The 10,660-nt window shown below is 48.4% G+C and carries 10 protein-coding genes; 8 read left to right on the top strand and 2 right to left on the bottom strand.

Features of this window, described 5'->3' with window-relative positions:
* Window positions 1–166: 166 nt before the first annotated feature.
* Both HNR77_RS29740 and HNR77_RS29735 read right to left on the bottom strand, forming a co-directional pair.
* Complete coding sequence (locus HNR77_RS29740; RefSeq protein ID WP_184191685.1) at window positions 167–1,723, bottom strand: DUF1963 domain-containing protein; 1,557 nt, start codon at window positions 1,721–1,723, stop codon at window positions 167–169.
* 486 nt (window positions 1,724–2,209) lie between these two features.
* Window positions 2,210–4,171: an ABC-F family ATP-binding cassette domain-containing protein gene (locus tag HNR77_RS29735; protein WP_184191682.1), complete on the bottom strand. Its 1,962-nt coding sequence runs from the start codon at window positions 4,169–4,171 to the stop codon at window positions 2,210–2,212.
* Window positions 4,172–4,474: 303 nt separating this feature from the next.
* Here HNR77_RS29735 and HNR77_RS29730 point away from each other — a divergent pair, with 303 nt between their 5' ends.
* From HNR77_RS29730 to HNR77_RS29695, 8 genes are all read left to right on the top strand, one after another.
* Entirely contained in the window at window positions 4,475–5,113 is a 639-nt protein-coding gene (locus HNR77_RS29730; protein WP_184191679.1) for a 5-formyltetrahydrofolate cyclo-ligase, read from the top strand.
* Window positions 5,114–5,140: 27 nt separating this feature from the next.
* Window positions 5,141–5,632 carry a cyclic pyranopterin monophosphate synthase MoaC gene (gene moaC, locus HNR77_RS29725; RefSeq protein WP_184191676.1) on the top strand — a complete coding sequence of 164 codons (492 nt, stop codon included), beginning with the start codon at window positions 5,141–5,143 and terminating at the stop codon, window positions 5,630–5,632.
* Window positions 5,633–5,669: 37 nt separating this feature from the next.
* Window positions 5,670–6,155: a MogA/MoaB family molybdenum cofactor biosynthesis protein gene (locus HNR77_RS29720; protein ID WP_111270440.1), complete on the top strand. Its 486-nt coding sequence runs from the start codon at window positions 5,670–5,672 to the stop codon at window positions 6,153–6,155.
* 177 nt (window positions 6,156–6,332) lie between these two features.
* Window positions 6,333–6,581, top strand: a complete 249-nt coding sequence (locus HNR77_RS29715) for a twin-arginine translocase TatA/TatE family subunit (RefSeq protein ID WP_145403433.1) — start codon at window positions 6,333–6,335, stop codon at window positions 6,579–6,581.
* 79 nt (window positions 6,582–6,660) lie between these two features.
* Complete coding sequence (tatC, locus tag HNR77_RS29710; RefSeq protein ID WP_111270442.1) at window positions 6,661–7,443, top strand: twin-arginine translocase subunit TatC; 783 nt, start codon at window positions 6,661–6,663, stop codon at window positions 7,441–7,443.
* A 539-nt stretch (window positions 7,444–7,982) separates the two neighbouring features.
* Window positions 7,983–8,264 (top strand): co-chaperone GroES, encoded by a 282-nt coding sequence (gene groES / locus HNR77_RS29705; protein WP_145403430.1) that lies wholly within the window; start codon window positions 7,983–7,985, stop codon window positions 8,262–8,264.
* Between the two features lie 74 nt (window positions 8,265–8,338).
* Entirely contained in the window at window positions 8,339–9,970 is a 1,632-nt protein-coding gene (groL, locus tag HNR77_RS29700; RefSeq protein ID WP_184191673.1) for a chaperonin GroEL, read from the top strand.
* 159 nt (window positions 9,971–10,129) lie between these two features.
* Complete coding sequence (locus tag HNR77_RS29695) at window positions 10,130–10,366, top strand: hypothetical protein (protein WP_184191671.1); 237 nt, start codon at window positions 10,130–10,132, stop codon at window positions 10,364–10,366.
* Window positions 10,367–10,660: the final 294 nt, after the last annotated feature.

The following is a 10,660-nucleotide window of genomic DNA, read 5'->3' as shown; positions in this document are numbered from 1 at the left end:
GCACGCAAGCGGTTGAACCGCCGTATACCGAACGGTACGTACGGTGGTGTGAGAGGTCGGCTACTCAACTAATGGGTAGCCTCCTACTCGATTCAAGCAATCTGCAATTTGCTTGTGTAATTTATTTTTTTTATCAGAGCTTACTAGGGCAGATAAGATAGATGAATTATTCCAGCTCTAGGTAGGTGAACACACGTGAGAAGTCTCCACGCATCGTATCCCTGATGTTTGCCATAAATACAAACTCGCCGTAATCCTCAAACTGAAAGCCGGCTCTGCCGCCGGACTGCAGCGCAAGCAGGGTGAACCAGTCTTCGGCCTGGGTCAGCTCCTGCCAGCCTTGCTGTTTCGCATAGGCGATCGCACGTTCGGCAGCACGGGAAGTTGAGCGGTGATGACCGAGCAGCTGGTGCTGCGGCCCCTCGCCAACGTGCATACGTTCTCGAAGGGCTGTGATGGCCTCATCCGGATCGGACAGTCCAAGGCTGCTGTATACCTGACTGGAATAAGGAAGAGTTATTGTGGGGAAAACCCGCAACAACTGAGGCTCCTGACTGATCTCATATTCCGAGGCAAGTGCAAGCACAGGCTGCCCTGAACGTTCAAAGGACAAGGTGCCATCTGCTGCAGTATGTGCTTGCAGATCAAGCAGCTCATTCCGGCTGACCACAAGTCGTTGCTCTTCTGTACTCCAGGTCAGCATCTGCATGACCTTGCTTGCGATGTCCTCTGCATCCGCTGGCAGAGGGTGGTGAATCCAGCTGCAGCCATCAGGTGAGTATAATACTTTTCCACCACGTAAATCGGTATCCGACATAAAGGTTAAACAGCCGCTTGAAGGCAGATGTTTGGTGAGCGTGGGAAGATCAGAAAGGTTGATCTGCGCGAGGAAGTTATAGTGCAGTCCTTCGTGATTACGCGGCCAATCCACACCCTCCGGCAAATCCGGCCCACCGCCAATGCGTGTAGCACCCAACAGATTGGCAGGGGCGGTCCCTGCTTCTACCAGAGTAAATCCGGCATGGGCAATAGCGCGAAGTGTATCTGCATGCTCTTGTAAACCTGTGTGGCTCAGCGCAAGCTCAAATCGCTCCTGAACATCAATAGTCTGTGTCATCCTATCCTGTGCTTCCAGTTCAGACATCCATTCCGAATCATGACTTGATCTCTGGATCTGTTCGATCTGTTCCATCCGATCCATGGCTGCGTGAAGCATGTGCTCCTGGAGCTCATTATTTCGTATTTTGGATTCCTCATGCTCTATCGGGCCAGAGTCCGAATGAGGCTCGAATGAAGCAAGTGTCTGAAAGAAGGCTTGTTCAATTTCTTCAAGTTTTTCTGCTGAACACATCGCCGTGGCTGAGAGAAAATACGGGTGTTCCTTCAAAGAAAACATAGCGCGCAGACGATACCATGGCACATCCATACCTTCTTCTTCATCAATCAGTCGATCCAGCTGCTTCACATACTCGCCCGTCAGGCCAGCGATCTCCAGCTCGTACCGCTCCACAATATCACCATATCCATCAATGATACGCGATAATCTGGACGAAAGAGCATCGTGCTGCTCCGTCTCCTCCTCTTCTATGATCCAGACGCTCATAGAGGGGGAGAGCAGTGTGATTGGCGTGCAGCGAGCAACTACATTGGAGCCGAACACTTGTACAGAAGAAAAAGGAGCTTGAACAACAATGGTAAATTCGGGAGTGGTGGCTGTGTGCATAAGATTCCTTTCCTGGGATACATATGATCGAGTGCCCCATGTGATAATTGAATCTGTCAAGGTGTGATTATAGTTATCCACATATCCAGTATAAATTGTTGATAACTGAGGTGAAGGCCTGCACTCAATGTTTTCGAAACAGGTCTTATGCAGGGGATAGAATGCAGCTGTTTTATCCACAAGACTGTGGATAATGTGGATAAAATAGTGGATAAATATGGTTTTTTCATGAAAAGCTTATTCTACCAATGTTTAATTACATGAAAACAAGGCATTGGTTTCTCGCTGGCATGTGGATAAAAGAGGAGCATAGCCCCAGGAATTTATTTTACGAAAATCGAGAGGATTTGACAAATGTGAAAACATGAGGAGAACTGTTAATCAAAAAGGGCCCAACGTTACTAATGTAACGCTGAGCCTCATTCGTTTGTTTTTTTGATTCACGTAGATCCTTGTCATAGCTCTGATTACGACCTGAGCTCCTAACTAACCCATAGCGAGCGTTTCCCACTCTTCATATGCCTGTGCAAGCTGGGTTTTGTGCTCCTCGGTGGACTGCTGAAGCTCCTGCAACTTCATATAATCCTGATAAACTTCCGGCAGGGCCATCTGTTCTTCCAAGGCAGTAATTTTCGATTCAAGCTCTGCAATCTGCTGCTCCAGTGCTTCCTGTCTGCGCTGCCTGTTCCGCTCCTCCCGTTTCGCTTGCTTGTCCGCTTCGAAGGAGGCTGCGCCAGATTTCTCGGATGCTGCTGAATTGGCATTTGCTGCTGGAGAAGGCGACTTTGAAGCTGCCTGACGAGCCTCTGCTGCTTCGCGTGCAATCTCCTCCAGCTCCTGTTTTTTCTCCACATAATCATCATAGTTGCCGAGATATTGCTCTGTGCCGCCTGGATGAAGTTCAACGATTCGTTCCGCCATTTTGTTCAGGAAGTAACGGTCATGAGAGATAAACAGCAGTGTGCCTTCGTAATCCATCAACGCGGCCTCAAGCACTTCCTTGGCGAAGAGGTCCAGATGGTTCGTCGGCTCATCGAGAATAAGCACATTGGCTTCCTTCAGCATGAGCTTGGAGAGAGAGACACGTGCCTTCTCCCCGCCGCTGAGCGAGGATATTTTTTTGAGTACATCGTCACCGCTGAACAAAAAGTTGCCGAGTACCGTCCGAATGCGGGCTTCTTCCATACCCGGATAAGCACTCCACAGTTCTTCCAGAACGGTATTGGAAGGATTAAGTCCCGTCTGCTCCTGGTCATAATAACCGATCTGCACTTTGGTGCCCCACTGAATATCTCCCTGCGCAGGACGAAGACTTCCGGTAAGACATTTCAGCATCGTTGATTTCCCGATCCCGTTTGGTCCGATTAACGCCACCGTTTCCCCGCGGCGCAGATCAAAGGACACATTGCGGAACAGCGGTGATCCCTCGTCATATGCAACGGACAGCTGATCTACACGCAGCACTTCTTTGCCTGACATAACGGCAGTCTGGAACGAAAAGTGGGCTTTCTTGAGATCGCCAAGCGGCTTGTCGAGCCGATCCATTTTCTCCAGCGCTTTGCGGCGACTCTGGGCACGCTTCGTGGTTGAAGCGCGTACGATGTTTTTTTGCACAAAGTCTTCCATCTTTGCGATTTCATCCTGCTGCTTCTCATACTGCTTCATTTGACTTTCGTATTCAGCGGCCTTCAGCTCCATGTAACGGCTGTAATTGCCTGTGTATCGCTTGGAGCGATGACGTTCAATTTCAACTATGGTTGTCACGAGTCTGTCCAGGAAGTACCGGTCATGGGATACAACTAACAGTGCGCCAGAATATCCTCTGAGATAGTCCTCAAGCCACGTAAGTGTAGCAATGTCCAGATAGTTCGTTGGCTCGTCCAGCATGAGCAGATCGGGAGCCTGCAGCAGAATGCGAGCCAGAGCGAGGCGGGTCTTCTGACCACCGCTGAGCGTACCAATCGGGGTATCAGGAGAGAATTCACCAAAGCCCATCCCGTGCAGCACGCTGCGAATGCGCGTTTCCATCTCGTACCCGCCGTGATCCTTGAACCAGTCCGAGCGTCTTGCGTAACGCTCCAGCAGGTCGGCATATTGCTTCTCATCCTGCATCATGGAAGGATCGGCAATATCATGCTCCATCTGTCTGAGCTCTGCTTCGGCCTGGGTCAGATGTGCAAAGACATGCATCATTTCATCCCAGATGCTGCGTTCTGACTGCAAACCGCTGTTTTGCGCGAGGTAACCAAGCGTGGTTTCCTTGGATTTGAAAATCTGTCCCCCATCATAGGACATCTCACCAGCGATAATTTTGAGCAATGTAGATTTACCTGCACCATTCACACCAACGAGGCCGATACGCTCGCGTTCTAATATTTGTAAGTTTACGCCGTCCAGAATGGGATCGACACCAAAACGTTTAATAATTCCGGATACTTGCAGCAACATAGAATTAAGTTCCTCCATAGGTCGAGTTCTTGATTAGGGCGTGTCTCAAGACACGTCCTGGACACTTACCTCCCAGTTTACATGAAATACAGAGCAAATGCACCGATTGGGAACGAAGCGGGCTTGTAGTCTTTTTGGTCAATCAATGATAAACTGAAAGAAGACATGTTATACCATGAGCATTTTGCAGAAAATGAATCATTTCAAGCTGATCATCCAGATGACATCTTGTCATAACATATAAGCGCAATGAACTGAATGATTTTATTTACCTTCCAGATCAACAGGAGGTTAGTCAGCATTATGCAGGATCATGCGGAACAGAAGAAGCAGCTCAGGGCCCGGCTGAGACAGATGCGTGAACGAATGGACGAGCAGATGCGTCAGCAAGCGGTCACCCGGATAAATGACGGGTTGAAGCGAGAGCTGGACCGTCTGCGGCTGAACCCGGACAGACAGGTGTCCGGGTCTCTGATGATTTTCAGCTATCTGTCGTATGGAAGTGAGGCATCTACCGTTTTTCTTTTTGAAGAGGGATGGAAAAAGGGGGATGTCATGCTTGCGCCCAAGGTGCTTGCTGATCCGCCTCGCATGGAGCTGCGGCGAGTGAGGGGGCCTCAGGATATCGAACCGGGCATTTGGGGTATACCTGAACCTAAAGCATCCTGCGAAGTATTGCCGCCCGAACGCTGGCCGGATATCGATCTGGTGCTGGTACCCGGGCTGGGTTACGACCTTGACGGAGGTCGCATCGGATATGGTGGCGGTTATTATGACCGCTTTGCAGAGCGTCTCGATCAGCACTGTGCCAAGCAGGGGAAAAGGCCGCTCATGGCAGCTTTGGTCTTGCCGGGCCAGCTGGAGTCGGACATCCCGATGGACCCGCTTGATCTGCGGCTGGATCTGTTGATAACGCCCGAAGGTATAGTACATATCGAATAAAGGGTTGTGATGTGATTGAACTCAGAAATGAATAATAGTCAGTCCTCAAGCGGGAAGCTGACTCATTTTAATGAGCAGGGACGGGCCAGAATGGTAGACATATCCGGTAAGGATGTGACGGTGCGTACCGCTGTTGCGGTTACGAAAGTCACGATGAACCCGGAGACACTTGAGGCCATTCGCCATGGACGCATCGGCAAAGGGGATGTTCTGGCGGTAGCTCAGATTGCGGGCATTCAGGGGGCGAAGAAAACGTCTGACTGGATTCCGATGTGTCATCCGCTTGCACTGAATGGTGTGGATATCCGATTTCACGATAACGGAGTAGACGAGCTTCATATTGAAGTAACGGTCAAAACCGAAGGCAAGACGGGTGTAGAGATGGAGGCACTGACAGCAGCATCGGCAGCAGCGCTTACTGTCTATGATATGTGTAAGGCGATGCAAAAGGATATGATTATTGGTCCAACGATGCTGCAATCCAAAAGTGGCGGTAAAAACGGTGATTACAACCGATAAAGAGTATTTATTTTCGTAGAGGAGAAGGGTGATCTTTATGGTGTGGAGAACAGCTATCCTGACAGCCAGTGACAAAGGGGCCCGCGGAGAACGTGAGGATACAAGTGCGCAAGTCATTCGGGAGCTTGTGGAGGAGGAACTCGGCGGTCAGATCGTGGAATATCGGATTGTTCCTGACGAGCCGGATGAGATTATTGCAGCTTTAATCGAGATGACAGATTATTTTCACGCCGATCTCGTACTGACAACGGGTGGCACGGAGCTGGCTATTCGTGATATTACACCGGAAGCGACCAGACGTGTCATTGAGCGCGAGGTTCCCGGAATGGCTGAGGCGATGAGAGCCAGTGTGATGGGCAAAAATCGATCAGCTATGCTGTTCCGCGGCGTATGCGGAATTCGCGGTCGTACATTAATTGTGAATCTGCCAGGGACGCCAAAAGGTGTGCATGAGCATCTGGCGGCCATTATGGATCAGCTTCCTGAAGCGCTGCTGATGGTGACGGGCCAATTTAAACAGTAAACTGTGCCCGAAGGTATCTCTTTGGAAGAAAAGTTGTGCGGGTTGAGCATTTTACGGGTTATGTAAGTGGTTACATCTGTGGTATGATGGGCATAAATTCAAATGCAGTTCAGACATCTGATGGACGTGACTTCGAAGTATGAGCATTTTGAAAGCTTGAAACGAGGAGGAAAATCAATGTTTAGTTCCATTGGACCAACAGGTTTTATTTTGCTGGCCGTGATTGCATTGCTGTTGTTTGGGCCTAACAAGCTGCCGGAGCTGGGACGGGCTGTCGGACGTACATTCCGCGAGTTCAAGGAAGGCGCACGTGATATTATTTCGGATGATGATGCTTCCAGCCGCAAAGAGCAGGAAAAAGCAAAACCGCTCGCTGCGGAGACTACAACTGCTGAGAAACCTGTGGATAAACGTCTGCCGGAATAATGTCTTGGGCAATGAAAGAGAGATCCCTTCCTGCCGGAAGGGTTTTGTATTTTAAAGCTGAATTCCAGGGGAGGCAGGCATGACGCAGCAAAATGAAGAAATGACGCTTTCGGACCATCTGAGTGAGCTGCGCAAGCGGCTGATCTATGTCCTGAGCATTTTTATTCTTGGCCTGATCGCAGGCTTTTTCGTCGCAGACCCGGTGTATCGTTATCTCACCAAGGCGGAGACGGCTCAGGGCTTTGTATTACATGCCTTTTCCTTCTGGGACGGGATTGGCATCTATATGAAGATTGCCGGGTTGTTTTCCCTTGTCATCACGCTGCCGTTTACGGTTTATCAGATTTGGCGGTTTGTTAGCCCCGGTCTGCGGCCGCAGGAGCGCAAGGCTTCTCTGAAATATGTGCCTTATGTATTCCTGTTGTTTCTGGTCGGTGTTGCTTTCTCATATTATGTTGTTTTTCCGATGGCGCTGGCGTTCACCTCCACCATTACGGAAAAAATGGGACTTGTCGAAACCTATGGCATGAAGCAGTATTTCAGCTTTCTGTTTGGCATTGTACTGCCGGTGTCTCTGCTGTTTGAGCTGCCGCTGCTTATCATGTTCCTGACAGGACTGCGGATTCTGAATCCGATTCGCCTTCGCAAAATGCGCAGAGTTGCCTATTTTGTACTGATCTTTATCGCAGTGGTCGTTACACCGCCGGATTTCATATCCGATCTGCTGGTGATGATTCCACTGCTGCTGCTTTATGAAATCAGTGTATTTCTATCGGCTGTTGTGTATCGTAAGCAGCTTGCTGCCGATCAGGAGATTGAATCCCGGTATGTGCGTGCAGATGATAAGCAGCAAGTGGGGTAGTGAGGGAAGCGACTCCGTCTGCGCCGATAAAAAATATATAAACGTGATTCGCTCGTGAAGAGGCCCGGAGCAAAACGTTGTGTTTGCTTCGGGTCTTTTGTTTCGGTTACTGAGCGGAAAGCTGAACTGGACATGCAGGCATATTATGGCTGTGAGTGGATACAATGGAAAAGGGGGTTAAGGGACAAGTTTGCATGCGGGCTTGTGAATCTCGTAGAATAGAAAGCGTGAGCATGTAACATTCCTCCAGCTGTGCCGGCGTGATTTGGCTTGACGGATGTATGTGAATTGGCTTAATGAATGTATGTGATTTGACTTCATGAATGTAAGTGACATGGATCGATGAATGTAGGCGATGACGCTGTATGGATGTAAATTACACGTAAAACTCGCAAAAATTCATCAAAAAGACTTGAAATCATGCTTCAAGTTGAGTATCATAAAGTTGGTTGTTAGCACTAAACACTGTCGAGTGCTAATACATATGGCTGCAACCTACAAATGCAAGGCTATATAATTTCAAAAGGAGGCTATTTTTCATGATCAGACCTTTAGGTGAACGCGTATTGGTAGAACCACTGGAGCAAGAGCAAACGACTTCTTTCGGGATCGTACTTCCGGACTCCGCCAAAGAAAAACCGCAAGAGGGTAAAATCATTGCAGTTGGTGCGGGTGCATTGAAAGACGGCGTACGTGTAGCTCTGGAAGTGAAAGAAGGAGACCGCGTTATTTTCTCCAAATATGCCGGTACAGAAATCAAATACGAAGGTAAAGAATATTTGATTATGAAAGAGAGCGACATTCACGCGATTCTCGACTAATTTCAAATTTAAATCGGTTAACCGAACGATATAGCAGCACCATTTTATACAATATACCAGGGAGGTTTTCTTAAATGGCTAAAGACATTAAATTCAGTGAAGACGCTCGTCGCTCCATGCTTCGTGGTGTGGATGCATTGGCTAACGCAGTGAAAGTAACGCTCGGACCAAAAGGCCGCAACGTGGTTCTGGAGAAAAAATTCGGAAGCCCGCTCATCACAAATGACGGTGTAACGATTGCAAAAGAAATCGAACTGGAAGATGCATTCGAAAACATGGGTGCACAGCTGGTTAAAGAAGTTGCAACCAAAACGAACGATGTTGCCGGTGACGGTACAACAACTGCAACTGTACTTGCTCAAGCCTTGATCACAGAAGGTTTGAAAAACGTAACTGCAGGCGCAAGCCCAATCGGTATCCGTAAAGGGATCGACAAAGCGGTTAAAGCTGCGGTTGCTGAATTGCAATCCATCTCCAAACCGGTTGAAGGCAAACAATCCATCGCACAAGTTGCAGCAATCTCTGCTGCTGACGAAGAAGTAGGCGAACTGATCGCTGAAGCTATGGAAAAAGTAGGTAAAGACGGCGTTATTACCGTTGAAGAATCCAAAGGATTCGCCACTGAGCTTGAAGTGGTTGAAGGTATGCAATTCGACCGTGGATACATTTCTCCATACATGATCACAGATACGGACAAAATGGAAGCTGTTCTGGACAATCCATATATCCTGATCACAGACAAAAAAATCTCCAGCACACAGGACATCCTGCCATTGCTTGAGAAAATCGTTCAACAAGGCAAACCGCTTGTATTGATCGCTGAAGATATCGAAGGCGAAGCGCTGGCGATGCTGGTTGTGAACAAACTGCGTGGTACATTCAATGCTGTAGCGGTTAAAGCTCCAGGATTCGGTGACCGTCGTAAAGCTATGCTGCAAGATATCGCTGCCCTGACTGGTGGTCAAGTGATCACAGAAGAACTGGGTCTGGATCTGAAATCCGCAGTTGTAGAACAACTGGGTACAGCTCGTCAAATCCGTGTAACTAAAGAAAACACAATCATCGTTGACGGAGCTGGTAACAAATCCGATATCGATGCACGTGTTAGCCAAATTCGTACACAATTGGAAGAAACAACTTCCGAGTTCGACAAAGAGAAGCTGCAAGAGCGTCTGGCTAAATTGTCCGGCGGCGTAGCCGTAATCAAAGTCGGTGCGGCAACTGAAACTGAATTGAAAGAACGCAAACTGCGCATCGAAGATGCCCTGAACGCAACTCGCGCTGCGGTTGAAGAAGGTATCGTATCCGGTGGTGGTACTGCGCTTCTGAACGTATATCATGCTGTTGCTGGTGTAGCATTGTCCGGTGATGAGCAAACAGGTGTTAACATCGTTCTGAAAGCTCTGGAAGCGCCAATCCGCACAATCGCGGCTAACGCTGGTGAAGAAGGTTCCGTTATCGTGGAACGTCTGAAAAAAGAGCAAGTAGGTGTAGGTTACAACGCTGCAACTGGCGAGTGGGTTAACATGATCGAAGCAGGTATCGTTGACCCTGCGAAAGTAACTCGTTCTGCACTGCAAAACGCTGCTTCCGTAGCGGCTATGTTCCTGACTACTGAAGCGGTTATCGCTGACAAGCCAGAACCTGCAGGCGCTGCTGGCGCTCCTGACATGAGCGGCATGGGTGGTATGGGCGGCATGATGTAATTGAGGTATAAAGCCTCGGTTATGCCGACAGAGGAAAGGCTCCCGATAGGGAGTCTTTTTCTTTTTCTGCGAAACCTTCGTGTTACTTGTGCGTATGTTTGAGGATACATAAAGAGTACGATAGAGTAAAATAATTACAATCCAGTAAGGAGGATAATGTTGAGAAAAAGTACAAAATGGGTACTGTGGATTCTGGGTTTGATACTGGCCACGATCTTTGTGAATTTCTATATGAATCTATTTAGTTTTGCTTATGCTTTGATTGCTGTGCTGCTCATGTTCTTTACAGGTTGGGGATTTCTGGCCAAGCTGAAAAATGACGTTCGCCAGCATGAAGATCACCACAAACGAATGCACGATTCAGCGATGGATGATATAGATCGTTATACTAGATGAGGGAAGCTGCACTGCGCACAAGAGAATCTTCTGTTCTATTCATCGTAGGTGCTGTTGCTCAGCGCCTAACGATTCCTAGAGACGCTATTTGCTGCTTTTTGAGCTGTTTAGAAATGTAACGATTCCCAGAAACGCTATTTGCCTCGATTTGGCTAATTTTTGGGCTGGAAGGCTGAAATTTCAAGAAATAAGGTTACTGGTGGAGCTAGAATAAAAAGTGGACACCCGTTAACGGACAGAAGGATAATAAGACTAACGGAGGTGTGTCCAGATGGGAGAACAACGGCAACGGTA

This window comes from Paenibacillus sp. JGP012, from assembly GCF_014203995.1.
Classification (GTDB): domain Bacteria; phylum Bacillota; class Bacilli; order Paenibacillales; family Paenibacillaceae; genus Paenibacillus; species Paenibacillus silvae.
The sequence above is the reverse complement of the archived record's forward strand: the minus strand, read 5'-3'. Positions and strand labels throughout refer to the sequence as shown.

Excerpts from the sequence above, each read along its gene's own strand:
- HNR77_RS29740 (WP_184191685.1), bottom strand. The coding sequence starts at position 1,723 with ATGCACACAGCCACCACTCCCGAATTTACCATTGTTGTTCAAGCTCCT.
- groES (WP_145403430.1), top strand. The coding sequence starts at position 7,983 with ATGATCAGACCTTTAGGTGAACGCGTATTGGTAGAACCACTGGAGCAA.
- tatC (WP_111270442.1), top strand. The coding sequence starts at position 6,661 with ATGACGCAGCAAAATGAAGAAATGACGCTTTCGGACCATCTGAGTGAG.
- HNR77_RS29720 (WP_111270440.1), top strand. The coding sequence starts at position 5,670 with ATGGTGTGGAGAACAGCTATCCTGACAGCCAGTGACAAAGGGGCCCGC.
- HNR77_RS29730 (WP_184191679.1), top strand. The coding sequence starts at position 4,475 with ATGCAGGATCATGCGGAACAGAAGAAGCAGCTCAGGGCCCGGCTGAGA.
- HNR77_RS29735 (WP_184191682.1), bottom strand. The coding sequence starts at position 4,171 with ATGTTGCTGCAAGTATCCGGAATTATTAAACGTTTTGGTGTCGATCCC.
- groL (WP_184191673.1), top strand. The coding sequence starts at position 8,339 with ATGGCTAAAGACATTAAATTCAGTGAAGACGCTCGTCGCTCCATGCTT.
- HNR77_RS29715 (WP_145403433.1), top strand. The coding sequence starts at position 6,333 with ATGTTTAGTTCCATTGGACCAACAGGTTTTATTTTGCTGGCCGTGATT.
- moaC (WP_184191676.1), top strand. The coding sequence starts at position 5,141 with ATGAATAATAGTCAGTCCTCAAGCGGGAAGCTGACTCATTTTAATGAG.